Origin of the sequence: Embleya scabrispora (assembly GCF_002024165.1) — a bacterium.
GTDB classification, from domain to species: domain Bacteria; phylum Actinomycetota; class Actinomycetes; order Streptomycetales; family Streptomycetaceae; genus Embleya; species Embleya scabrispora_A.
In genome coordinates, this window is the sequence record NZ_MWQN01000001.1 from 5,970,059 (window position 1) to 5,994,056 (window position 23,998).

Here is a 23,998-nt window from a genome sequence, read left to right on the forward strand (position 1 = left end):
TGGGGGTCTACCAAAGGAATCTCATGATTCGCAGGACCCGCATGACTCTCGGCATTCTCGGCTCCTCACTCAAGGAGAACGAGCACCGATTGCCGGTCCACCCGCTGCATGTCGAGCGGATCGCGCCGGACGTCCGCGAACACCTCTTCCTGGAGGAGGGCTACGGCGAGCGCTTCGGCGTCGCCGACGCGGAACTCGTGCGGCACGTGGCCGGCCTGCTTCCGCGCAAACGCCTGCTTGCCGAGAGTGACGTGGTGCTGCTCCCCAAACCGACCCACGAGGACGTGGCCGCGATGCGCGACGGCCAGGTGTTGTGGGGCTGGCCGCACTGTGTGCAGGATCCGACGATGACCCAGCTGGGCATCGATCGCAAGCTGACGATGATCGCGTGGGAGGAGATGAATCACTGGACCGCGGCCGGCGCGTTCAGTGTCCACGTGTTCCACAAGAACAACGAACTCGCGGGCTACTGCTCGGTGTTGCATGCCCTCGCACTCGGCGGCGCGACCGGCAGCTACGGCCGCCGGATGCGCGCGGCGGTGCTCAGCTTCGGCGCGACGGCGCGCGGCGCGGTGATAGCCCTGGAGGCGATGGGCATCTCGGACGTCACGGTGTTGACCGCGCGCGACGCGGTCGCGGTGGCGTCGCCGATGCCCTCGGTCGTGATGAGTCACTTCCGCTTCGGCGAGGACGACCCGTCACGTCTGGAGGCGCTCACCGAGGACGGACCGGTGCCGTTGGGCAGCCACCTCGCCGGCTACGACATCGTGGTGAACTGCATTCGGCAGGACACCGACGCGCCGTTGACGTTCGTACTCAACGAGGATCTGCCGCGGTATCGGCCCGGTTCGTTCTTCATCGACGTCTCCTGCGACGACGGCATGGGCTTCGAATGGGCCCACCCGACCACCTTCGACGCACCCGCCTTCACGGTCGGGGACAACTGCCACTACTACGCGGTCGACCACAGCCCGTCCTATCTGTGGGACTCCGCCACGTGGGAGATCAGCAAGGCCCTCGTCCCCTACCTCGACACGGTCATGGCCGGCCCGACCGCCTGGGACGCGGACGCGACCATCGCCAACGCGATCGAAATGCGCGACGGCGTGATCCGAAACCCGAAGATCCTGTCCTTCCAGAACCGCTCGACCGACTACCCACACGCCCGCGCGGTGGGCGCGGGGGTCTCACCCGGCGGGTCATAGGGCCGGGGCGGGGGCGGTCGGCGCCTGGAAGGGATCTCCGGCTCGTGCGACTCGCGTTTGCCGGGTTCGCATAGACACCCGTTATCGGCCCTGATCACGGCAACAGTGGCGCGGGTGTTGCGGGCCCGAGCGGGGTGCCGGGTCAGGGGCGGGGGGTGGTGGCCTGGCGGAGGATGGGGAGCGAGGCCAGGAGCAGGATGGGCAGGAGCAGGAACGCGGTGCGGACCGGCATCAGGTCGGTGGCCACGCCGAGCAGGAAGGGCGCACCGCCGGCGGCCAGGGTGGTGGCCCCGGCGAGGCGGGAGACGGCCAGGTCGGTGCGCCCGCCCGCCGCGCGGATCGCCGTCGCGGTGGCGAGGGGGAACTGTACGGACAGGCCCAGGCCGGAGAGGAACAGGCCGGTATAGCCGAGCCACGGCACCGAGGCCGTCCAGAACACCGCGAAACCGACCAGGTTGACCGCGACGGCCCCGCCGTACAGCCGATCCAACGGCACGCGCAACATCAGCCGCCCGCCCGCCAGTCGACCCAGACACAGGCCGGCCACCACGGCGGTCATCGCGGTGGCGGCGGCGCTCTCCGACATCCCCGTGCGGTCGCGCAACAGCGTGGAGGCCCACAGCGACAACGAGAACTCCACCGCCACCGAACACACCGTCAACGACCAGGCCCACCAGTAGGCGCGCGGCAGCCCCCGGGTCGGCGCCTCGGGACGGTCCGGTGTCGGTCGGGTCGGCGGGGGTGGATCCGGGATCGGGGTCCGGCCGTACACCAGGGCCAGAGCGGCGAAGAGCACGGGGACCACGACCATGGCCCAGCGCCAACCGGGGCCGGAGGAATCCATCACGCCGATCAGCAGCGGAGCGGCGGTACCCACGCCGGCCGCCAGGCCGTTGGCCTCGCTGAGCGCGCTCGGCCCGGCGATCGGGCCGTGGTGGTCGGCCAGCGCCGTACCGGCCACGTTCACCACCAGGAACGCACCGAACCCGCACAGCAGCGCCGCGCCCAACGACACGGCCGCGGTGGCCGCCGCGCAGTACGCGAGCACACCCAGGCACAGCACCACACACCCGGTCCACAACGTGCGCCCGCGCCCGAAGCGGCGCATCGGCCGGTCGCCGAGCAGCGCGATCAACACGCCCGCCGCCGCATAGGCCGTACTGTGCAGCGCGGCCACCGCGTTGCTCACGCCCAGTTCGTTACCGAGCAGCGTGACGGAGGGGCCGAAGCAGTACAGGAAGTAGCCGAACGCGGCCATGTGCAGGTACAACGACCAGGTCGCCCGGTCGCGGACAAGGCCCGGCGCGGAGCCGTCGATCACGCGAGATCGCCCACAGTCGTCCCCATCCGCATCGTGTGGGCCCCGTCGCGGATGAACCCGCCCCCGCCCGGATCGTATGCGATCCATATGAACGCCCGATGCCCAAACGACCACAGAACCCGGACCCGGGCCGCACGAGCCTTCGGCCACGAGCCTCGGCCGCACGGGCCCGCGCACACTGGCCCCGGACAGACAGCGGCCGCATGCCGCCACGTGGCCACGCCCCGAAGCGGTCACGCCCCCCGCGCTCCGAAGCCGGCCGGCGCGACGCCCGCCCGACGCCCCGGCCACCCCCGGCCGGCCCGATCCGGACCGCCCGCCCCCGTCTCCCCGTCTCCCCGTCTCCCCCCGACCCCCGACCCCCGTCCCCCTCCCGCACCGACGCCGACCGCCCGCTCAGCCCACCCCCGCCGACCACCCTTCCCGCAGCCGCCGCTCCGCCGCCCCGTCCTCGTCAACTGGCGCCCGGCCCTCGCCGCGCAGGCGATCGAGTCCGAGCAGGGCAGCGCCCACCACCGGAGGATCCGACGCGACCTTCAGCACCGCCCTCGGCGCGACCCCCAACACCCGCCGGGCCACCGCCGCCATCAGCAGCGGCGGCTCCGCGGCCAGCACGCCGCCGCCCAGGACGACGTCGGCCGCCTCGCCCAGCAGGTCCAGCCGACCCAGCGCCGTCACCGCCAGGACCGCGATCTCGGCCGCCTGCCGCTCGACCACCTCGCCCGCCACCGGGTCGCCCGCCTCGGCCACCCGGAACAACAACGGAACCAGTTCGTGCAGCCGCTCGGCCGGCAGCTCGCCCAGGTGCACCGCCTCGGCCACCGCGGTCGCCGACGGCAGGCCGAAGTGCTCGGACGTGGCCGCCGCCAGTGCCGTGGCCGGCCCCCGACCGTCCTCGGCCCGTACCGACGACCACATCACCTCCTCCATCAGGCCGATCCCGCCGCCCCAGTCGCCGGTCATCCGCCCGAGGGCCGGGAAGCGCGCGGTGCGCCCGTCCGGCAGCAGACCCACACAGTTGATCCCCGCGCCGCACACCACCGCGACCCCGCGCGGCGCGTCCGTGCCCGAACGCAGCACCGCGAAGGTGTCGTTCCCGACGGTGACCGTCCGGCTCCACCCCCGATCCTCGAACTCCTTGCGCAGCCGCAACTCCTCCACCGGCAGGTCGATGTTGGCCAGGTAGGCCGCGACATGCTCCACCGGCCCGACCCCCGCCGCCGCCCGCAGTACCTCCTCGACCAGCTCGGCGACCGCCTCCGCCGCCGCTTCGTGGCCGAGCACGTACGGCTTGTAGCCCGGCCCCCGCGCCCGGCCCCATACCCGACCGTCCGCGTCGACCACCGCGACATCGGTCTTCGAATTGCCCGCGTCGATCGCGAGCACGGCCGGTGCCGGCGGGGGCGAGGCGTCCCCGGTCACCGCGCCCACGGAAGGTGCTCCTTGCCCGCGGCAAGGAGCCGATCGGTGAGCGACTCGGCGATGTCGTACTGCCCGACCAGCGGGTGCGCCAACAACGCGGTGAACACCCGGTCCCGCCCGCCGTGCAGCGCCGCGTCCAAGGCCAACTCCTCGTACGCCGCGACATGCGCGATCAGCCCGGCCTGCAACGGCCCCACCGGCGCCACCGGCAGCGGCGTCGCGCCGTTCGCGTCGATCCGGGACTGCACCTCGATCACCGCGTCGTCCGGCAGGAACGGCAAAATGCCGTTGTTGCGCACGTCGGCGACCTGGACCCGGGCCGCCTCGTCGGTGCCCTTGCCCATCAGCGCCGCGACCAGCGCCACCGCCGCCTCCGAGTAGTACGCCCCGCCCCGGCGCTCCAAAAGCTCCGGCTTGGTGTCCAGGGTCGGATCCTTGTACAGCTCCAGCAGTTCGCGCTCGATCGCGGCCACCTCCTCGGCTCGCGAACCGGTGTGCCGCTGCGCGGACACCACCGCGTCGTGTGCGTAGAAGTAGCGCAAGTAGTAGGAGGGAACCGTGTTCTGCCGGTACATCAGATCCACCGGCAACTCGATGTCCGCCGCGATCGTGGCCCCGTGCTCGGCCAGCAGGCGCGGCAGCAGGTCCGGCCCGGGCGCGCCCAGGTCGTCCACCACGTGGATGCCCCGCTCCCAGGTCAGGTGGTTGAGCCCGACATGGTCCAGGCGCAGCCGATCCGGCGCCACGTCCAACAACGCGGCGAAACGCCGCTGGAAGGTGATCGCGACGTTGCACAACCCCACCGCACGATGGCCCGCGTCGAGCAGCGCCCGGGTGACGATGCCCACCGGGTTCGTGAAGTCCACGATCCACGCCTGCGGCGCGACCCGGCGGACCCGCTCGGCCGCGTCCAGCACCACCGGCACCGTGCGCAGCGCCTTGGCCAGGCCGCCCGCCCCGGTGGTCTCCTGCCCCACGCAGCCGCAGTCCAGCGGCCACGCCTCGTCCTGCGCCCGGGCCTGCTGACCGCCCACCCGGAGCTGGAAGAGCACCGCGTCGGCCCCCTCGGCGCCCGCGTCCAGGTCGTCGGTCAACACCACCCGGGCCGGGTGTCCGTAGCGGGCCAGGATGCGGCGCACGACCGCGCCGACCGATTCCAGGCGTTCCAACACCGGGTCCACGAGCACGAGTTCGTCGACCGGCAAGGTCTCGCGCAAGCGGCCGAGGCCGTCCGCGAGTTCGGGAGTGTAGGTGGACCCACCGCCCACCACCGCAAGCTTCAACCCTTTACTCCCGTCAGTGTCACGCCCTCGATGAACGCCTTCTGGGCGAAGAAGAACACGAGGATCACCGGCGCCATCACCAAGAGGGTGGCGGCCATCATGAGATTCCAATTGACCTGATGTGCGCCCTTGAACGACTCCAGGCCGTACGACAACGTCCACGCGCCCGGATTCTCCGAGGCGTACACCTGTGGACCGAAGTAGTCGTTCCAGCAATAGAAGAACTGGAACAGCGCCACCGCCGCGATCGCCGGCCGGATCATCGGCAGCACGATCGAGATCAGGATGCGCAGCTCGCCGCACCCGTCCACCCGGGCCGCGTCCAGGTACTCGGACGGGATGGTGAGCAGGAACTGGCGGAGCAGGAAGATGGTGAACGCGTCGCCGAAGGCCATCGGGATGATCAGCGGCCACAACGTCCCGCTCAGGTGCATCTGCTTGGCCCAGAAGATGTACATCGGGATGACGATCACCTGGGGCGGCAACATCATCGACGAGATCACCAGCATCAGCGCCACGCCCCGGAAGCGGAACCGGAACTTGGCCAGCGCGTAGGCCACCGGCAGGCTGGAGACCACGGTGAACAGGGTGCCGAGCCCGGCGTACATCAGCGTGTTGCGCCACCACGTGCCGAAGCCGGGGGTCTTCATCACCTCGGTGTAGTTGCCCCACTCCCACGACGTGGGCCACAGGTGGCTGGTCAACGCCTGTTTGTCGGACATCACCGAGGTCAGGAACAGGAACACGAACGGAAGGATGAAGAACAGCACGGCGGTGACGGCGAGCGTGTGCACGCCGATCCAGCTCAGTACACGCTTGCGCCGATGCGGCTGCGCCGGTGTCCGGGCGGGCACGGGCGGCGGCACGACGCCGGCCGCCTCGACCGTGACGGTCTGGGCCATGTAACCGATCCCTTCTGGGCACGGTGGATCGTCGAACTCGAGGTTTCGGCAGGGTGTTTCGCCGAGGAACGGGCAGCCGGGCTCAGTCGTCGTCCAACAGCCCCGACCGCCGCCGAAGCAGCACGAACGTGAACGCCATCGCGATGGCGAACAGGATCAGCGAGATCACACACGCCGCACCGGTGTTGAAGGTGGAGAACCCTTCCTGGTACACGAGTTGCGGCAGCGTCAGCGTGGTGCCCTGCGGATACCCCGGCTCGAACGGCTGGCCGGAGTTGCCGATGATGCCGCTGGCGACCTTCCCGGCGACCATCGCCTGCGTGTAGTACTGCATCGTCTGGATCACCCCGGTGACCACCGCGAACAGCACCACCGGCGTGATCGCGGGCCAGGTGACGTAGCGGAACTTCTGCCACGGCCCGACACCGTCCAACTCGGCCGCCTCGTACTGCTCGCGCGGCACGTCGAGCAGCGACGCGGTGAAGATCACCAGCAGGTCGCCGATGCCCCACAGGGCGAGCAGGGTGAGTGCCGGCTTGGACCAGTCCGGGTCGGTGAACCAGCCCGGCTGCGGCAGTCCGGCGTCGCCGAGCAGGTTGTTCACCGGTCCGGTACCGGGGTTGAGCAGGAACGCGAAGCCGATCGTGGCGGCCACCGGCGGCGCCAGATACGGCAGATAGGACAGTGTGCGGAACAACCCGGCCCCGCTCTTGAGCCGGATCGCCAGCATGCCCAGAGCGAGCCCGAAGATCACCCGCAGGGTGACCATCACCACGACCAGCCACAGCGTGTTGCGCAACGCCTGCCACAGCGCCGGATAGTCGTTGAGGACGTAGTTCCAGTTGCGGGTGCCCACCCACACGGGCGGGTTGATCAGGTCGTAGCGCGTGAACGAGTAGTACACGGTCGCGCCGAGCGGATACGCGAAGAAGACCGAGAAGCCGATCAGCCACGGGGACAGGAACGCCAGCGTGCGCAGGTTCCGCCGGCGGCGCTGCCTGCGCAGCGCCGCCGGGACCTTCGCCGCCGCGGGGGCGGTCGTGGTCATCGGATCACTGGACCTGGGCCACGTCGGTGTCGATCTGCTTGTCCAGATCGGCCAGGCCCTTGCTCGGGTCGCCGCCCCCGCCGGCCTCCCACTTGTACGCGAACTCCTGGAACGTCACCTGGTACTTGCCCCCGTTGGGGCTGGCGGGCGTGGTGTTGCTCGCCGGGTGCTTGAAGGCGTCGATGAAGGGCTTGAAGTGCTCGTCGTTCGCCAGCGGCGACGCGGCCAGCGCGGCGTTGGTGGTGGGCACGTTGTGGATCGCCCCCGCGAGCTGGTTCAGCGCGTCGGTGTCGGTGGTGACGAACTTGACGAACTCCCAGGCGGCCCGCTGGTGGTGGCTGGACTTGGCGATGCCGATGGTGGTGCCGGTCAGGTAGCTGCGGCCGTACTTGTCCTGCTGGTCGTCCGGGACCGGGAACGGCGCGGTGCCGTAGTTCAGGTTCGGCGCGTCCTTCGCGATCATCGCGGTGCGCCACTCGCCGTCCATGGTCATCGCGAGCTTGCCGCTCATGAACGGGTTCTCCGCGGAGAACTCCTCACCGAAGGTGGTGCGGAACTTCTCCAGCTTGTCGAACCCGCCCTGGCTCTCCACGAATTGCTTCTGCCAGGCGAGGAACTGCGGGACGCTCGGGTCCTTGGACAGGGCCGACTTGCCGTCGGGCGTCTGGTAGGTCGGACCGTACTGGGCGAGCACGTGCGCCGGAGTGAACTCGTAGGCGTGGAAGGTGGGCAGGAAGCCCGCGACCTTGAACGTGCCGTCGCCGTTGAGTTGATTGAGCTTCTTGGCGGTCTCGACGAGTTCGGACATCGTCTTCGGCGGCCCCGCGATGCCCGCCGCGGCGAACATGTCCTTGTTGTAGTAGAGCCCGTAGGAGTCCGCGAGCAGCGGCAGCGCGCAGCGCTTGCCCTGGAACTGGGTGTAGTCCATCACCGCCTTCGGGAAGGTGGTGGCGGGGTCGATGTTGGACTGCGCCAGCCACGGCGCGAGGTCGATCCACGAGCCCGACGAACAGAACTGGCCGACGTTGTCCGTGGTGAACGAGGAGACCACGTCCGGGCCCTTGCCCGAGCGGATGCCCTGGGTGATCTTGTCGTCGGTCACGTTGGAGACGATCTTGACCGTGATGTTCGGGTGCGACGCGTTGAACTTGGCGACCAGGTCCTTGACGGCCTTGGTCTCGCTCTCGGCGCTCCAGCCGTGCCAGAAGGTGATGGTGACCTTCTTGTCGGGCGCCTCCGAGGCGCCGGTGCCGGACCCCGAGCCGCCGTCGTCGCCGGCGCACGCGGAGGCCATCAGGGCGAGCGTGGCGGCGCACGCGAGGGTCGTGAGGGAACGACGGAGCCGTGGGAGTCTGTGCACTGGGTCCTCCTCCGGAGATGGCGGCGGCGCGGCCGGGACGAGCGGCGCCGTGGTCCTGGCGGTGGTACTGGTGCTGCCGGTGGCGCTGAGGTGTGCCTGGACGGGGGTGTGCCCGGGCGAGGGTGGGCCCGAGGCGGGATACGCCCGGGTGCCGACGGGTCGCGGCGATGGTCGGCGTCGGGTGGCGCGCGTACGGGGATGGGCGTACGAGGACGGGCGTGCGTGTATGAGGTGGGCGTACCGGGTGTGCGTGCGGGTGGGGCCTGCGGGCGGTGCCGTGGTGCGTCAGGTCGTGGTGAAGACGACGTCGCGGGCGACGTCGAGCGCCGCGTGCACGGCGCCGGTGAGCACGGGGTTGGCGGGGACGTCGCCGAGCACGACGCGTGGGCGCGGGATCGCGAGGCGGTGCAACTCGTCCACCACGCGTGAGCGCAGCGCTTCGCCGCCGGCCATCGGGATGGCCCCCGACAACACGACGAGCCCCGGATCCAGGACCGAGACGATCACCGCGATCCCCACCGCCAGCCGGTTCGCCAGCTCGTCGAGGAAGGCGCCGCCGCGCGGTTCGGTCGCCCGCACCGCCCGGGCGACGGCCTGGGGCGCGGTACGACTGCCCACGCCGTAGGCGCGGGCCAGGGACAACACCGCGGGGGCGCCCGCGAGTTGCTGGAAGCCGCCGGTATTGCGCCGGCTGACGTCGTGCGGCAGCGGCGCGCCGGGCATCGGCATGTAGCCGACCTCGCCCGCGCCGCCGGTCGAGCCTCGGTGCAGTCGGCCGCCGATCACGATCGCGCAGCCGATTCCCTCGTCGACCCACAGCAGCACGAAGTCGCCCGCGTCGCGGGCCGATCCGTCCCGCTGCTCGGCGAGCGCGGCGAGGTTGACGTCGTTCTCCACGTCCACTGTCAGGCCCAGCGCCTCGCGGATCTGGTCCAGCACCCCGGGGGAGTGCCAGCCCGCGAGGTGGCGGCCGTAGCGGAACTGCTCGGTGGTCGGGTCGAACGCGCCCGGGATGCCGATCACCATGTGCGCGAGATCGGCGAGGTCGAGCCCGGCCGGCTTGGCGGCGGCCCGGACCGCCTCCCGGATCCTTCCCGGAGTATCGGCCGACTCCCGGCGAGGGGTGGACAGTTCGTGCTCGCCCACCACCCGCCCGGTCAGATCGGCGATGGCCACCCGGATCCGGGCGGGTGTGACGTCCAGGCCCGCGACGTGCCCCGCCGCCGGGTTGATCTCGTACAACTGGGCGCCGGGCCCCCGGCCGCCCTCGGTGGTACCGACCCCGACGACCAGGCCCGCCGCCTCCAGGCGGGAGAGCAGCTGGGAGGCGGTCGGCTTCGACAAACCGGTCATCGAGCCGATCTGGCCCCGGGACAGCCGCCCGTGCCGCAAGAGGAGTTCGAGCGCGGCCCGGTCGTTGATGGCCCGCAAAAGGCTCGGCCGCCCGGCCTGCTCCCGCCCGGACGCTGCCGCGCCGCGCTCGGTGCTCCCGGCCATGAGCGGTCTCCCTTTCGCCACTGTTAGGAAACCTTCCTAAGAGTTGTAGAGGAAATTAGGCCCGCTCTCTCGGCACTGTCAAGGGTGTCCGGCAAGGTCGTTCGCCTTGCCCGACAAGGGAGTCCGTCCACTCGGGCCGGCGAAGGGCCCCGACGTGCGGCTGCCCGGCAGGCCCACCTGCGGGCCTGCCGGGCAGCACGATCGAAAAACCGGAAACGGGAACCACGAGTGGAACCACGGATGGAACTACGAGTGGAACCAGGGGTGGAGCTGCGGACGGGGGCTACCGGTGGGTACTACCGACCCGAGATACCCACGGATCGCCTCGACTTCGCGCGGGTTGCGCGCGGGCCGGCGTCCTCAGCACGGTCCGAGGTCGAGCCACACCCCCCACTGTCCGGTCGTTCCGGGAGTCTCGCCCTGGGTCCACCACTTGGCGCGGTAGGTGTGCCCCTGGTACGAGACCGTGTTGCCGCCCACGTAGACGGTGTTGGCGTCCCAGGCGGGTGCGGAGCAGTTGCCCGGACCGGTGCCGACCGTCAACCGGTAGTCCACGCTGTGCGTGGTGCCGGTGCCGGTGGCGGTGACCGTCACCGTGTACGTGCCCGGCGTCGCCGCGGAACTGGCGGACAACTTCAGCGACGACGACGCGCCGGACTGGATGGTGTCGGGAGTGAACACGGCGGTCACGCCGCCGGGCAGGCCCCCGGCGGCCAGCGTGAGCTGCTGCGGGGTGCCACTGATGGTCGCCGTGGTCAGCGACGTGGTGACATCCCCGCCGGGCGTCACGGTGCCCTGGGTCGGGTTGAGCGAGAGGGAGAAGTCGGGGTTGCCCGGACCGGAACCGACCGTCAGCTGATACTGCGCGCTGTGCGTGGTGGCGGTGCCGGTTGCGGTGATCGTGATCGGGAACGTCCCCTGGGCCGCACCCGAACTCGCCGTGAACTTCAGCGACGAGCTGCCGCCCGACTGGACGGTGCCCGGGGTGAACACGGCGGTCACGCCGCTGGGCAGGGTCCCGGTGGACAGGGTGAGCTGCTGTGCGTTGCCACCCGTGGTCGCGGTGGCGACGGAGGTGGTGACGTCACCGCCGGGCTGCACGCTGCCCGAGGTCGGGTTGAGCGAGAGGGAGAAGTCGTCCGGGTTGCCGACGCAGGTCGGGTCGCCGGTCTGGGCCGGCAGGCTGACGGCGTCCCACGCGGCCTTGGTCTTGTTGAACAGCGCGCAGGTCGGGTCGAGGCTCTTCGCCGCGGTCAGCGTCGTGGTGCGGTACTTCTTGTAGGTCATGCCGCTGGTCTTGAGCAGCATGCCGCCGTAGAAGACCTTGCCCGCCTGCTGGATGCCGACGCCGGACAGGGTGGTCTGGTTGCAGGTCGGGCTGCCGGGCTTGCCGGGACCGTTGGCGGCCGTGCCCTCGGCCAGCAGGTAGAACCAGTGGTTCAGCGGTCCGGCCGCCTTGTGTACCTCGGTGCTGGGAATCGAGGAGCTGTAGCAGTCGGGGTCGCCGTTGGTGGACGGCTTGTACATGTAGCGGATCGGGCCCTGACCGACCAGGTTGACGGTCTCGCCGACGGTGTAGTCGGGTGTGTCGTACGGCGACGGCTCGGCGGTGTACGCCTCGGTCAGCGCACCGAAGATGTCGCCGGTGCCCTCGCCGAGTCCGGCCTCGCGGCTGGTGCCGCCGGGGGTGAACTGGTCGATGCCGTGGCCGAATTCGTGGCCCACGACGTCCATCGAACCGATCCACTGGTTGGACTGGTTGTGGCCGATGGAGACGGAGGAGCCGTCCCAGTAGGCGTTGACGTCGTTCAGGCCGACCTTGACCGGCCAGCTGCCGCCGCTGCCGTTGTGGCCGTTGCGACCCAGCCAGTCCTTGAGCATGTTCCATTCCTTCTGCGCCGCCCACATGACGTCGACGCAGCCGGTCTCCTTGCTCGACGCCTGACCGTTGCCCCACGAGTCGGTGGACTTCGTGAAGACCTGGCCGGTGGCGTTGTCGGCGCAGCTCAGCCCCGGGCGGGTGGTGTCGCGCAGGGAGTAGGAGCTGCCCGAACCGCTGGTCTGGATGGTCAGCGGATTGGGGCCGTTCCACTGGCTGTTGCCGGTGCCCGCCTTGACGTCGTCGACCTTGTCGAGGACCTGGCCGGTGTTCGCGTCGACGAACACGTGCAGGCGGCTGGGGGCGGTGTCGGTACGGCCGGCGACCACCGTCTCCCACGCCAGGTTGCTGTTGCCGTCCAGGACGTGGACGACGAGGCGGTGCGATTCGACCTTGTCCACGACCGGAAGCTGCGCCTTGGACGTGGCCTCGGCGGTACCGGCGGCCACGGTCGCCCGGGTCGGGACGGCTATCTGCGCGCTGGTCGCGGCCTGGGTCCCGCGGACCCGGCCCTGACCGTCGGCCATGACCACCGCGTCGCCGCCGACGACCGGCAGGCCGCGGTAGGTGCGCTGGTACGCGACCGAGTACAGGTCGTTGATCCAGGGGGTGACGAGCTGACGTTCGAACTTCTCGTCCGGGCCCTTCGCCAGGGCGTCCAGACCGTTCGCGACTGCCCGGTCGGCGGCGGATACCGCCTTGTCCTGCGAGCTTGCGGGGGGAGGGGTGGAAAGTTCGTCGGTACCGGCCGAGGACGAGCCGGCCGCGCCGATCGCCAGGCCGGCGATCAGGGCGAGGACGGTCCCGGCCGTGGTCGTTCTGCGATTCATCGAGGCTCCTTGGGAGGGGACATGCCTCGACCACGTCGCCGACGTGCACCGCGGCGCTGGGGAGCGACACGGGCGACCGTGCAGGCCGGGTACGTGCCCGAGCGAGCGAAACACTCACACGGGTGTGGGGCGGCGGAGAAGCGCCCGGCGGCGATCGGCTAGTTCTGGCAAATGCTCGGGGCCGAACGGGATCCCGGGGAACGCCTTCCGGCCGCCTGCCGATGATTAGCGGCGAAATATCGGGCAACTCTCAAGATCCGGCAACCGGGCCGGATCCGGGACACCGTACGGGCCGCCCCGGACCGGACGGGCGCACCGGGTCGGGACGGGGCGTCCCGACTCGTGCGGGGCGCACCGACCCGCACGGACGCACGGATCCAGGAGGCGACGTTGGCCGGCAGCACAGCGACGACCGGGCAGTCGAGCGGCGGTGGCGACGGAGCCTCGGGCGGTGGTTCCGGCGGCGGCTATTCGGAGAACCTCGGCCACGTCATCTTCATCACGGCCGCCGCCGCCATGGGCGGATTCCTCTTCGGCTACGACAGTTCGGTGATCAACGGCGCGGTCGAGGGCATCCGGGGCAAGTTCTCGCCGGGTTCCAGCCTGCTCGCCCAGGTGGTCGCCGCCGCGCTGGTCGGTTGCGCGATCGGGGCCGCGATCGCCGGCCGGATCGCCGACCGGATCGGACGCATCCGGGTGATGCAGATCGCCGCCGTGCTGTTCGCGGCCAGCGCGGTGGGATCCGCGTTGCCGTTCGCGCTGTGGGACCTGGCCCTGTGGCGGGTTCTGGGCGGTACGGCGATCGGGATGGCCTCGGTGATCGGTCCGGCGTACATCGCCGAGGTCGCCCCGCCGGCCTATCGCGGCCGGCTCGGCTCGTTCCAGCAGGCCGCCATCGTCACCGGCATCGCGGTCTCCCAGTTGGTCAACTGGGGCATCCTCAACCTGGCCGACGACGACCAGCGCGGCAAGGTGATCTTCGGCTTGGAGGCGTGGCAGGTGATGCTCGGCGTGATGGTGCTGCCGGCCGTGCTGTACGGCCTGTTCACCTTCACCATCCCCGAGTCGCCGCGCTTCCTGCTCTCCGTCGGGCGGGAGGCCCAGGCGCGGAAGGTGCTCGCCGAGGTCGAGGCCGACGGCGTCGACCTGGACGCGCGGGTGGCGGAGATCCGCGACGCGATGCGGCGCGAGCACAAGTCCACGTTCAAGGACCTGTTGGGCGGCGGCGGGTTCGTGTTCCTGCCGATCGTGTGGATCGGCATCGGGCTGTCGGTGTTTCAGCAGCTCGTCGGGATCAACGTGATCTTCTACTACTCGGCGTCGCTGTGGCAGTCGGTGGGCATCGACCCGAACAGCTCGTTCCTGTACTCGTTCACCACCTCGATCATCAATATCATCGGCACGCTCATCGCCATCTCGCTGGTCGACCGGGTGGGCCGCAAGCCGCTCGCGCTGGTCGGTTCGACGGGCATGGCGATCTCGCTCGGCCTGGTGGCGTGGGCCTTCTCGGCCCGCACCGGGAAGGGCGAGAACATCAAGCTCCCGGACACCGAGGGCACCGTCGCGCTGATCGCGGCCCACTCGTTCGTGCTGTTCTTCGCGCTGTCGTGGGGCGTGGTGGTGTGGGTCTTCCTCGGCGAGATGTTCCCCAACCGGATCCGCGCGGCGGCGCTGGGGGTGGCGGCGTCGGCGCAGTGGATCGCGAACTGGGTGATCACGGTGTCGTTTCCGACGTTGTCGGACTGGAATCTGTCGGCCACGTATGTGATGTACGCGTGCTTCGCGGTGTTGTCGATCCCGTTCGTGCTGAAGTTCGTGCCGGAGACGAAGGGCAAGACGTTGGAGGAGATGGGGTGAGGGCCGGGGCCGGCCTGGGTCGAGGTGCGGCTCGGGCTTCGGCTCAGTCGAGGTCGCGGTGGCGCAGGCCGGTCAGGCCCACGATGGGCAGGATGGCGGCGAGGGTGAGCAGGTAGGCGTACGGCGTGGCGGTGACGTCGGCGCCGGGCAGCTTCGGCAGGTGGGCGAACGGTGATACGTCCAGGAGCGCCTGCGGCAACTTCAGCGCCGGGCCGAGCCAGCCGAGTGCGATGACCAGGCCGACCAGGCCCCAGACCGCCGGGGTGAGGCGGGGCAGCGCGCCGACGATCAGGACGGCCAGGCCGGTCATCACCCACACGGCGGGCGTCTGGGCCAGGGTGGCGAGCAGGACGCGGGGGAGTTGGCCGGAAACATCCCCCACGGTGATCCCGTACGACAGGCCCATCGCGAGGCCGCCGGCGGTCAGGACGACGGCCGTACCGAGGTAGGCGGCCAGCAGGTGTCCGCCGGCCCAGCGCAGTCGGCCGACCGCGTTGGCGAGCAGCGGTTCGGCCCGGGCGGCGGTCTCCTCGTCGCGCAGGCGCAGGATCGAACCGGCCGCGAACACCACGCAGATCAGGCCGAGCAGGCCGATCAGGGTGGACAGGAACGCGTCGGTCAGGTCGACGTGGCCGCCCATGCGGCGGACCAGGTCACGGGTGCCGTCGTTGTCGCCGACGATGTCCTTGGCGCCGTCGGCGATGCCGCCGAACACCGCGCCGCCGAAGGCGAGGCCGACCGCCCAGGCCGCGAGGGTGCCGCGGTGGAGGCGCCAGGCCAGGCCGTATACGCCGGCCAACGACGAGGGGGCGTGGGCCGGTCCGGGGCGTGGGCGGATGAAACCGGCGCCGATGTCGCGCCGACCGGCGAGGGCGTACGCGAGCACGGCGCACCCGGCCGCGAGGGCGGCGGAGGGGAGCAGGGCCCACCAGCGGTCGCCGGCGAAGGGGCGGACGTTTTCGGCCCAGCCGAGCGGGGTCGCCCACACGAGTGGATGGCTGCCCCCGTCGGCCGCGGGCCGCGCCGCGTCGCCCGCGGCGCGCAGGACGAAGGCGACGCCGAGGGCGGCGACGGCGATGCCGCGGGCGAGGCGGGTGTTCTCGGTCAGTTGCGCGGCCACCGCCGCGATGCCGGCGAAGACCATGCCGGTCAGCGCCACGGCGGTGCCGAACGCGAGGGAGCCGGCGGTGGGTTGGCCGGCGCCGCGCAGGACGGCGGTACACAGGACCAGGAGCGCGAGGTTGGCCAGGGCGGCGCCGACCAGGGCCGCGGTGAGGGGCGCGCGGCGGCCGACCATCGCGGCGGACAGGGCCTCCTGGCGGCCCGTCTCCTCCTCGTCACGGGTGTGCCGGATCACCACGAGCACGCTCATCAGTCCGGCGAGCAGGGCGACGGTGGCGCCGACGCGCCAGACGGTGAGGGCGCCGTAGGAGTCGGCGTAGACCGCGCCGTACAGGGCCCGGAACGAGCCGTTGGCGTTCATGTCGTGTGCGACGTCGGCGCGCTCGGCGGCGGTGTCGTACAACTTTTCGAGGGAGCGTTCGGTGCTGGATAGGGTGCCGACCAGGGCCACCACCCAGACCGGGATCAACACGCGGTCGCGGCGCAGCGCGAGGCGGATGAGGGTGGGGGTGCCGGCGAGGTGGCGGGCCGACGCGGTGGGGGCGGCGGCGATGGTGGCGGCGGTCATCGCGACACCGCCGCGTGCTCCGGCGCGGGCCGGGTGTCCTCGGTGCGGTAGTGGCGCAGGAACAACTCCTCCAGGGTGGGCGGGCTGCTGGTCAGGCCGCGTACGCCGATGTCGGCCAGCCGGCGCAGCACCGGGTTCAGGTGCTCGTTGTCCACCTGGAGGACGGTGTGGTCGGCTTCGCCGCGCAGGTCGTGGACGCCAGGGAGGTCGGCCAGGCCGTCGGCCGGGCCGGTGAGTTGGGCGCGTACGGTGGTCCGGCTCAGGTGGCGCAGGTCGGTGAGCGAACCGGACTCGACGGTGCGTCCGTTGCGGATGATGCTGACCCGATCGCACAGCGCCTCGACCTCGGCCAGGATGTGGCTGGACAGCAGCACGGTGCGGCCGCGGTCGCGTTCCTCGGCGACGCAGGTGCGGAAGACCTCCTCCATCAGCGGGTCCAGGCCGGAGGTGGGCTCGTCCAGGATCAGGACGTCCACGTCGGAGGCGAACGCGGCGACCAGGGCCACCTTTTGCCGGTTGCCCTTGGAGTAGGCGCGGCCCTTCTTGGTCGGATCGAGTTCGAACCGCTCCAGCAGGTCGGCGCGCCGGGCCGGGTCCAGGCCGCCGCGCAGCCGGCCGTACAGGTCGATCACCTCGCCGCCGCTGAGATTGCGCCAGAGGGTGACGTCGCCCGGTACGTAGGCGATCCGCCGATGCAGGGCCACCGCGTCGCGCCACGGGTCGCCGTCGAGGAGGGTGACGTCGCCCCGGTCGGCGCGGATCAGGCCGAGGAGGACGCGGATGGTCGTGGACTTGCCGGCGCCGTTGGGGCCGAGGAAGCCGTGTACCTCGCCGGTCGCGACCTGGAGATCCAGGCCGTCGAGGGCGTGCGTGCGTCCGAAGGACTTGTGCAGACCGGAGACGCTGATCGCCGTGTTCATGTTTCAGAACATACGCGTCCTTCAGAAAGTTGTGAAGTTAAGGAAAGTCAAGAATCATGAAGACGGAGCAGCAGCGTGCTTCGTGGGTGCCCGGAGGGTGGTCGTAAGGTGAGCCGGATGCGAGAAGAAGAGTCGGTGGCGAAGCGCGACGAGGCGGCCGTCGCGCGCTATGTCGAGCGCTTCGCGGGCGAGTTGACGGATGCGGGCATGCAGCGGATGGGCGCGCGAGTGTTCGCAGCCCTCCTGGCGGCCGACTCGGCGAGCATGACCTCGGCCGAACTGGCCGAGTCGCTGCGGATCAGCCCGGCGGCGGTGTCCTCGGCGATCGGCTATCTCACCCAGGTACGGATGGTCCACCGCGAACGCGAGCCGGGTTCGCGGCGGGACCGCTACTGCCTGCACGACGAACTCTGGTACGAGACCTACGGCGAGCGCGACAAACTCCTGAGCCGCTTCGAGGCGATCCTGCGAGACGGCGCCCAATCCCTGGGCCCGGACACCCCGGCAGGCGCCCGAGCCCTGGAATCCGCCGACTTCTTCGCCTTCCTCCAGGAAGAATTCATCGGAGTAATGCAACGCTGGCGCTCCCGAACCACCAAACACCCCAGCCCCTGACCGACCCCCCGGCACCCCGTCCGGCGTTCGAGGACGCCTACGCAAGTACGCGCGAACGGCAGCCTGGCTCGCCGAAGCCACCTATCTCAGCCCGTCCGGCGTTTGAGGACGCCCGCGCAGGCACCCGCGAACGGCAGCCCGGTTCGCGGAACCCATCCATCTCAGCCCGTCCGGCGTTTGAGGACGCCTGCGCAGGCATTCGTGAACGGCAGCCCGGTTCGCGGAACCCATCCATCTCAGCCCGTCCGGCGTTTGAGGACGCCTGCGCAAGCATGCGTGAACGGCGACCTGGTTCGCCGAACCCATCTCAGCCCGTCCGGCGTTTGAGGACGCCCGCGCAGGCACCCGCGAACGGCAGCCCGGTTCGCCGAAGCCGACCCAGCCCAGCCCGCCCGGCGCATGAGGGCCCTCAGAGCGTGCCGGGCTCGATCGGCACGTTGGGACACTGCGCGCTCAGGCGCTGGAGCGTGTCGAACTCGGTCGGGTCGACCGCCAAGTCGTACTTGGTCTTCACGGTCACCCAGTCCGTCAGGTACGTACAGCGCGCCCCCTCATACGGCGGCAGCCACGTGCTCGGGTCCTGATCGGCCTTGGAGCGGTTGTACTTCCCCGTCACGGCCACCAACGCCCGCGGCTGGTCGAGGTCGTTGGCATACGCCTCACGCTGCTTCGGAGTCCACGCGGATGCGCCCGAGTCCCACGCCTCGGCAAGCGGGACCATGTGGTCGATGTCCAGACCGGCCGCGCCGTCGACGTAGGCGTCCTCGTAATAGGAGTACCAACGGCCGCCGGTCAACGCGCACTTGGCGCCGATCTCGGGCGGGTTCACCGCCTCGTCGATCAGCACCTCGTGGCGGGTCGTGCAGCCGTTCTTGTCCGCGTCGATCCAATGCCGGAACGCGGACCGGTCGTAGCCGGAACGATCCTCCTCCGCCACCCGGAGATTGGCGATCGCGTCCCGTAGCGGAATGCGCGTGGCCGACGCCGCCGCGCCCGTGGCCGGCGCCGCCACCGCCGTGCCCGGCGTGAACAGCAGCGCGCCGATGCTCGTGGCCGCCACCACAAGGGAGGCCATCCGGCGCCCGGTGGTCCTCGTCCTCGTCACCGTCATGTGAGTCGTCGTCATCGTGTCGCCCCGGAGTCGTCGTGATCAGGTTCGCGGTCCCGTTGTAGCGACTGCCGGGACGGGATAGGCGACGACGCGGATCAGGCCACTCGAAAGAGTGGACCGGCATGGGCGGATCGGGCCTCGGCGTGTTCCGGGTGGATCGCGGCCCGGGGTTGGTGGCGGCGACAATCCGGGAGCCGCCGCTTTGACGGGAGCGACGACGACGGCCCCGGTACTCCCCCGTACGTTGTGCCGACCAGGCGCGAACGGAGAGTGGAGCCCAGGATGAGCGAACGAATACCGTCGGAGATTCCGCGGTCGGCGCCCGCGGCCGGCAGACGCACGCTCGGCGTACTGCCCCTGGTCGGAATCTTCTTCTTCACGGTGTCCGGCGGCCCCTTCGGGCTCGAAAACTCACTCGCCGCCGCCGGTCCGGGCATGACCCTGTTGATGATCGTCCTGGTGCCGGTGGTCTTCGGCGTCCCCAACGCGCTGGTGGCAGCGGAGTTGAGTGCCGCGATACCGGTCGACGGCGGTTACTACCACTGGACGAAGATCGCGCTCGGCAAAGGTGCGGCATTCGTGTTCGGAGCCTGGAATTCGATCGGGTCCGTGCTGAACCTCGCCCTCTATCCGATCCTGCTGGTCGACTACCTGGCCACGTGGGCCCCCGACATCGCCCGCGGGAAGGGCCTGGTGATCGTGGACCTGTTCCACGGCGGTTTCGTCGTGGACCTGCACTGGATCGTCACCGTCGCCCTCATCCTCCCGATGGCGTACCTGAACTACCGCGGCTCGAAGGCGGTGAGCGAGTACTCGGTCGGGATGATGCTGGTGATCCTCACACCGTTCGCGGTGCTGACGGTCCTCGGCATCCGGCACGCGGTCGGCAACGGGATCGACGTGCTCTCGCCCTTCACGGTGCCGGATCAAAGCGTGCACTCGTCGGTGGCCGGCGCGCTCGGCGTGATCGTGTGGCTCTACCTCGGCTTCGACGGTCCGAGCACCGTGCTGGGCGAGGTCGCCGACGCGCACCGGACCTACACCCGGGCCCTGCTCATCTCGGTACCGCTGATCATCACCGCCTACCTGCTGCCCACCATCGCCGCCGTCGGCAGCGGGTTGCACCGGGATTCGCCCGCCGACTGGGTCCAGGGCGACTTCGTCGTGGTCGGTGACGCCCTGGGTGGAATCTGGCTGAAGGTGCTGATCTCGCTGGGATCGGCGCTCTCCCTGGTCGGGCTGTTCATGGCGATCCTGCTGACCAGTACCCGGGTCCCGCGGGCGCTCGCCGCCGACGCGTACCTGCCGCGCTGGATGGCCCGGGACAGCAGACGCTTCAACACGCCCGTGGGTGCGCTGGCGGCCAGCACCACCGTCGTCATCGTGCTCGCCGCCGTCGACTTCGGCTCGATCCTGCGGGCCACGGTGCTGCTCACCCTGGCCTCGATCCTGCTGGAATTCGCGGCCTTTCTGGTCCTGCGCTGGAGGTATCCGCAGATGTCGCGGCCGGTTCGCGTCCCCGGCGGTTGGCCCGGGGCGGTCCTGGTCGTCGCGCTGCCCACGGCGATGATCGTGTACCTGGCATGGAGTACGGCGGTCGACGAGCCCGCGACGTTCGCCACGAGTGTCGTGGTGGCGCTAGTGGCCGTGCTGCTGTACCCACTGTGCCGACGTTTCGTCAAAGGCGATCGGCCGGACGCCGAGATCGACTCCTCCCGGGTCGAGTTGGGTCCGGACCGTTTCGCGGGATTCGGTTCTCGGAAAGCGAGTGTCTGATGGATGTGAAACCGGACGTGCACCAAGTGCTCTCGGGCCTTGCGGAGCAGTTGCGGACCCGGTGGCCGGTGCCGGGGATCGCGATCAGCGTCGTCGACGGGAGCGGCGAGTCGGCGTTCGTCACCGCGGGATTCGCGAACGCGGAGTCCGGGGCGCCGATCTCGCGTCGCACGCGCTTCGAGATCGGCTCCATCAGCAAGACCTTCACCGCCTTCCTGTTCGGCGTACTGGCGGACGAGGGGAAGGTGGACCTCGACGCGGCCGTCGCCGATCACCTGCCCTGGTTCGCCCCGAACGGCGGCTCCCGCGCGATCACCGTCCGCCACCTTCTCCAGCACACCTCCGGCCTGGTGGCCGGGGCCGACGCGCTGCCCGATGCCGCCGCACGCGGCTACGCGCTGCGCGATGCGCGGACCTGGGTCGAACCGGGTGAGCTGTTCCACTACTCCAACGAGGGCTACAACCTGCTGGGGTTGATCGTCGAGCAGGTGACGGGGCAGTCGACGGCGGACGCCATGACCGAACGGCTGCTGCGGCCCCTGGGCATGCGCGACTCGGCGGCGCGGATCGTCCACGAGGAGATCGCCGAACTCGCCACCGGATACCGGTTCCTGCGCGACGACCGCCCGCCGCTGCCGTCGGCCCCGCTCGCGCCGGCCGGCTTCTTCGAGTACGCGTCGGCCGACGGGAACGTCCTGGCGACCGCTTCCGACCTGGGCCGGTTCGCCCGCATGTTGCTGGGCCGGGGCACCCTGGACGGAGCCACGATCGTCGAGCCCGAGCGTTTCCGACAGCTCCTCACGATGCCGGCCGACACGGTCGGTCCCGACTACGCGTGCGGCGTGGGCGTGGAAACGATCGACGGCCGCACCTGGCTGACACACGCCGGCGGGATGGTCGGATACCGCTCGTACCTCGCCGTCGACATCGACGGCGGGCACGGTGTCGCCGTGCTGACCAACGCCCCCGGCGAGTGCCAGATCATCAGCCGCTTCGCCCGCCATGCGCTCGCCGTCGTCCAGGGAGCCCCGGCGGACCCGGCGCTGTTCGACCCGGAGCGGATCCCCGACGCCCGGCGCTACGTCGGGGTCCACGGAACGGCGCCGCGTGGGATCCGCGTCGAGTCCGTCGGAGACGATCGCCTCTCGCTCACCTCGGAAGGGGTGACCGGCAAGCTGTACGACGCGGGGGACGGGCGGCTGGTGTGCGACCACCCGAAGTGGTCCGCCTACCACCACTCCTGGGACGGACGCTGGCTCTACGGACCCGAGTCACTGGGCCCAGGCCCCTCCGCGCCGACCGCCCCACCGCGCGCACTCGTGGGTCGCTACCGGAGCTACACCCCCTGGTATCCCGCTTTCGACATCGTGCAACGGGCGGGACGCCTGCACATGATCGCCGCGACCGGCGTGGAAGCGCCGTACGACGAACCGGAACTCGTTCCGCTCGACGACGAGACGTTCCGCGTCGGAGCCGACCCCCGGCTGCCGGAGCGACTGACGGCGGGACCCGCCCCGGACGGCGCGGTGCTCTGGGTCGACGTGGACGGGTGCCGCTACACGCGCTCGTTCCGGGATCAGCCGGAGTCGTGAGAAGCGCTCGTCCGCAGCTCGCGCACCCGCAGTTGGAGGTGCGCGAGCAGCATGGCGTCGGCATCGGCGAAGTCGAGCCCGGAGACCTCGCGGATGCGGCGCAGCCGATAACGCATGGTGTTGGGGTGGATGTGCAGGGCCTCGGCCGCGGTGTCGGTGGCTCCCGCGGCGGCGAGGTAGGCGGCCAGGGTCGCCGCCAGCGGACCATCGCTGCCCTCTTCCCGGCGCAGCCGCCGCAGCGCGCCGCCGGCCTCCGGCAGACCCAGCGCCTCGGTCGCGTCGGCGAGGTGCAGGAGCAGCACCGCCAGCGCCGTGTCCTCCACGGTGCGCACGGCCGGTCCGCGGACGGCCGGATGCCGCAGCGCCCGCAACGCGGCGTCCGCCTGCGCCCGCACGTCGGCGACCCGGCCCATCGATTCGGCCGGGCCGCCGACGGCGACCACGTAGTCACCGGCCAATGGGGTCCGGGCGAGGAAGTCGCGGGCCAGGGCGACGGCCGACTCCGCGGCCGTGGCATGTTCCGCGGGCCAGGCGGCCAGTACGTACACCACTCCGGTGCCGGTCACCACGGCTGAACGCGGGTGCACCGCCGCCAGAAAGTACTCCAGCGTGTCGGCGAACCGGCGCAGCCCGGCGGCGGCCGGCGCGTCGGAGCCCGCGTCTCCGGCCGCCCGTGGGGCCGCGGCCAGGACGCAGATCGGGCCGGGGCCCAGGTGGAGCCGGCCGGCCTCGACCGGGTCGGCGGCCCCGCCGAGTACCGCGGCGGCCAGCTCGCCGCGCTGGCGGCGGGCGTAGCCGGTCTCCGTGCGCAGACCCACCAGTTGCAGGGCGACCACGGGCGCGAATTCGCGCAACCGGGCCGTGGCCTCTTCGTCGAGCGGCCCGGTGACGGCGGCCCAGATGTAGCCGAGGACGTCCGAACCGGCCCGGACCGCGATCGCCACCCTTGCCAGCCGGCCCGCCCCGGTCGCCGCCATGTACACCGGTTCGGTGCCGGCATGGAGCCGCTCGAACTCCTGGCGCGCGCGCTGTTCGGCGAGCGTGCGCTGATGCACGGCCCGCCCCAGGATGGTCTCGATTCGCTCGGAGTCGGTCCGGTCCTGCCCACGCGACCAGGCGACCAGCGCGGAGAAGCGGTCCTCGATGGTGACCGGGGCGCCGACGGCCTCGTAGATGGCGTTCGCCAGTGCGAACAGCTCCGCGCCGCTGTCGGCCGAGCGCACACGTGTCCGCGCATCCGCGAGCAGCTGCTCGCGCACCGTCGTCGCCACGTGCATCCAGGACGCGTCCCGGTTGACCTCGATGATCGCCGGCGCGTCGTCGGCCGACGACGGCACCGGAGCCTTGACCGCCAGCACCTCCGCGCCGGCCTGCCGCATGGCCGCGGTCAGCTCGCGCAACTCGGCCTCCGTGGTCACGCCGACCCCCAACACCACGCACCCGGGTCCGAGTTGTGTCGGCGCACCGGGGGCATGGATGGCGACGTCGGTGAGCGGCCCGCCGCCGGTCCCCTCCTGAACCAGGCGCAGCAGCGCCGGACCGATGTTGTCCACAAGCTGACGGACAGGCGGGTTCCCCCGGGCGCCGGACTCCCGCATCGTGCACTCCCGACTCGACGGACTGTGGTGGGCGTCAAGTCTGGGAGGCCCACATTGACGATGTCAACGATGATCCACAGTGATCGGAGCGC

At 70.9% G+C, this 23,998-nt stretch carries 17 protein-coding genes; 5 read left to right on the forward strand and 12 right to left on the reverse strand.

All coding sequences use genetic code 11. From position 1 onward, the window contains the following. The first annotated feature begins 41 nt into the window (after positions 1-41). Positions 42-1,205: a N(5)-(carboxyethyl)ornithine synthase gene (locus tag B4N89_RS26190; RefSeq protein ID WP_078978249.1), complete on the forward strand. Its 1,164-nt coding sequence runs from the start codon at positions 42-44 to the stop codon at positions 1,203-1,205. 142 nt (positions 1,206-1,347) lie between these two features. Here the strand turns inward: B4N89_RS26190 and B4N89_RS26195 are convergent, their stop codons facing one another. From B4N89_RS26195 to B4N89_RS26230, 8 genes are all read right to left on the reverse strand, one after another. Beyond that, the gene (locus B4N89_RS26195) at positions 1,348-2,526 is read right to left on the reverse strand and encodes an MFS transporter (RefSeq protein ID WP_161500813.1); all 1,179 of its coding nucleotides are present in this window, start codon (positions 2,524-2,526) and stop codon (positions 1,348-1,350) included. Between the two features lie 396 nt (positions 2,527-2,922). Beyond that, positions 2,923-3,957 (reverse strand): N-acetylglucosamine kinase, encoded by a 1,035-nt coding sequence (locus B4N89_RS26200; protein ID WP_078978251.1) that lies wholly within the window; start codon positions 3,955-3,957, stop codon positions 2,923-2,925. After that, positions 3,945-5,231: a 6-phospho-beta-glucosidase gene (locus B4N89_RS26205; RefSeq protein WP_078978252.1), complete on the reverse strand. Its 1,287-nt coding sequence runs from the start codon at positions 5,229-5,231 to the stop codon at positions 3,945-3,947. Before B4N89_RS26205 ends, B4N89_RS26200 begins: the two co-directional genes overlap by 13 nt. Continuing rightward, on the reverse strand, positions 5,228-6,133 hold the full coding sequence (locus B4N89_RS26210) for a carbohydrate ABC transporter permease (protein WP_078978253.1): 906 nt from the start codon (positions 6,131-6,133) through the stop codon (positions 5,228-5,230). Before B4N89_RS26210 ends, B4N89_RS26205 begins: the two co-directional genes overlap by 4 nt. 82 nt (positions 6,134-6,215) lie before the next feature. Next, entirely contained in the window at positions 6,216-7,181 is a 966-nt protein-coding gene (locus B4N89_RS26215) for a carbohydrate ABC transporter permease (protein ID WP_078978254.1), read from the reverse strand. 4 nt (positions 7,182-7,185) lie between these two features. Next, positions 7,186-8,475 carry an ABC transporter substrate-binding protein gene (locus tag B4N89_RS26220; protein WP_078978255.1) on the reverse strand — a complete coding sequence of 430 codons (1,290 nt, stop codon included), beginning with the start codon at positions 8,473-8,475 and terminating at the stop codon, positions 7,186-7,188. Positions 8,476-8,826: 351 nt separating this feature from the next. Beyond that, a complete protein-coding gene (locus tag B4N89_RS26225) occupies positions 8,827-10,038 on the reverse strand; it encodes an ROK family transcriptional regulator (protein ID WP_078978256.1) in 1,212 nt (403 codons plus the stop codon). A gap of 360 nt (positions 10,039-10,398) precedes the next feature. After that, entirely contained in the window at positions 10,399-12,747 is a 2,349-nt protein-coding gene (locus B4N89_RS26230) for a M4 family metallopeptidase (protein ID WP_078978257.1), read from the reverse strand. A 390-nt stretch (positions 12,748-13,137) separates the two neighbouring features. On the opposite strand from B4N89_RS26230, the gene B4N89_RS26235 reads away from it, so the two are divergent. Then, a complete protein-coding gene (locus tag B4N89_RS26235; protein WP_101897355.1) occupies positions 13,138-14,604 on the forward strand; it encodes a sugar porter family MFS transporter in 1,467 nt (488 codons plus the stop codon). 43 nt (positions 14,605-14,647) lie between these two features. On the opposite strand, the gene B4N89_RS26240 is transcribed toward B4N89_RS26235, so the two are convergent. Both B4N89_RS26240 and B4N89_RS26245 read right to left on the reverse strand, forming a co-directional pair. Next, the gene (locus tag B4N89_RS26240; protein WP_078978259.1) at positions 14,648-16,294 is read right to left on the reverse strand and encodes an ABC transporter permease; all 1,647 of its coding nucleotides are present in this window, start codon (positions 16,292-16,294) and stop codon (positions 14,648-14,650) included. Next, on the reverse strand, positions 16,291-17,214 hold the full coding sequence (locus B4N89_RS26245) for an ABC transporter ATP-binding protein (protein ID WP_078978260.1): 924 nt from the start codon (positions 17,212-17,214) through the stop codon (positions 16,291-16,293). Before B4N89_RS26245 ends, B4N89_RS26240 begins: the two co-directional genes overlap by 4 nt. Positions 17,215-17,331: 117 nt before the next feature. Between B4N89_RS26245 and B4N89_RS26250 the strand changes: the two genes are divergently transcribed. Further along, positions 17,332-17,829 carry a GbsR/MarR family transcriptional regulator gene (locus B4N89_RS26250; protein ID WP_078978261.1) on the forward strand — a complete coding sequence of 166 codons (498 nt, stop codon included), beginning with the start codon at positions 17,332-17,334 and terminating at the stop codon, positions 17,827-17,829. Between the two features lie 409 nt (positions 17,830-18,238). On the opposite strand, the gene B4N89_RS26255 is transcribed toward B4N89_RS26250, so the two are convergent. Beyond that, positions 18,239-18,940 carry an HNH endonuclease family protein gene (locus B4N89_RS26255; protein WP_235618794.1) on the reverse strand — a complete coding sequence of 234 codons (702 nt, stop codon included), beginning with the start codon at positions 18,938-18,940 and terminating at the stop codon, positions 18,239-18,241. Between the two features lie 282 nt (positions 18,941-19,222). Between B4N89_RS26255 and B4N89_RS26260 the strand changes: the two genes are divergently transcribed. Then, positions 19,223-20,716, forward strand: a complete 1,494-nt coding sequence (locus B4N89_RS26260) for an APC family permease (protein WP_078978263.1) — start codon at positions 19,223-19,225, stop codon at positions 20,714-20,716. Continuing rightward, entirely contained in the window at positions 20,716-22,308 is a 1,593-nt protein-coding gene (locus tag B4N89_RS26265; protein ID WP_161500814.1) for a serine hydrolase domain-containing protein, read from the forward strand. The genes B4N89_RS26260 and B4N89_RS26265 overlap by 1 nt, the downstream gene beginning before the upstream one ends. Here B4N89_RS26265 and B4N89_RS26270 read toward each other — a convergent pair. Further along, a complete protein-coding gene (locus B4N89_RS26270) occupies positions 22,293-23,861 on the reverse strand; it encodes a helix-turn-helix domain-containing protein (RefSeq protein ID WP_235618795.1) in 1,569 nt (522 codons plus the stop codon). The genes B4N89_RS26265 and B4N89_RS26270 overlap by 16 nt on opposite strands. Between the last annotated feature and the right edge of the window lie 137 nt (positions 23,862-23,998).

Bases quoted from the DNA above. Each gene is read 5' to 3' on its own strand.
- B4N89_RS26190 (WP_078978249.1), top strand. From the start codon at position 42: ATGACTCTCGGCATTCTCGGCTCCTCACTCAAGGAGAACGAGCACCGA.
- B4N89_RS26210 (WP_078978253.1), bottom strand. From the start codon at position 6,133: ATGGCCCAGACCGTCACGGTCGAGGCGGCCGGCGTCGTGCCGCCGCCC.
- B4N89_RS26215 (WP_078978254.1), bottom strand. From the start codon at position 7,181: ATGACCACGACCGCCCCCGCGGCGGCGAAGGTCCCGGCGGCGCTGCGC.
- B4N89_RS26220 (WP_078978255.1), bottom strand. From the start codon at position 8,475: ATGGCCTCCGCGTGCGCCGGCGACGACGGCGGCTCGGGGTCCGGCACC.
- B4N89_RS26225 (WP_078978256.1), bottom strand. From the start codon at position 10,038: ATGGCCGGGAGCACCGAGCGCGGCGCGGCAGCGTCCGGGCGGGAGCAG.
- B4N89_RS26230 (WP_078978257.1), bottom strand. From the start codon at position 12,747: ATGAATCGCAGAACGACCACGGCCGGGACCGTCCTCGCCCTGATCGCC.
- B4N89_RS26240 (WP_078978259.1), bottom strand. From the start codon at position 16,294: ATGACCGCCGCCACCATCGCCGCCGCCCCCACCGCGTCGGCCCGCCAC.
- B4N89_RS26245 (WP_078978260.1), bottom strand. From the start codon at position 17,214: ATGAACACGGCGATCAGCGTCTCCGGTCTGCACAAGTCCTTCGGACGC.
- B4N89_RS26250 (WP_078978261.1), top strand. From the start codon at position 17,332: ATGCGAGAAGAAGAGTCGGTGGCGAAGCGCGACGAGGCGGCCGTCGCG.
- B4N89_RS26255 (WP_235618794.1), bottom strand. From the start codon at position 18,940: ATGACGGTGACGAGGACGAGGACCACCGGGCGCCGGATGGCCTCCCTT.
- B4N89_RS26260 (WP_078978263.1), top strand. From the start codon at position 19,223: ATGAGCGAACGAATACCGTCGGAGATTCCGCGGTCGGCGCCCGCGGCC.
- B4N89_RS26265 (WP_161500814.1), top strand. From the start codon at position 20,716: ATGGATGTGAAACCGGACGTGCACCAAGTGCTCTCGGGCCTTGCGGAG.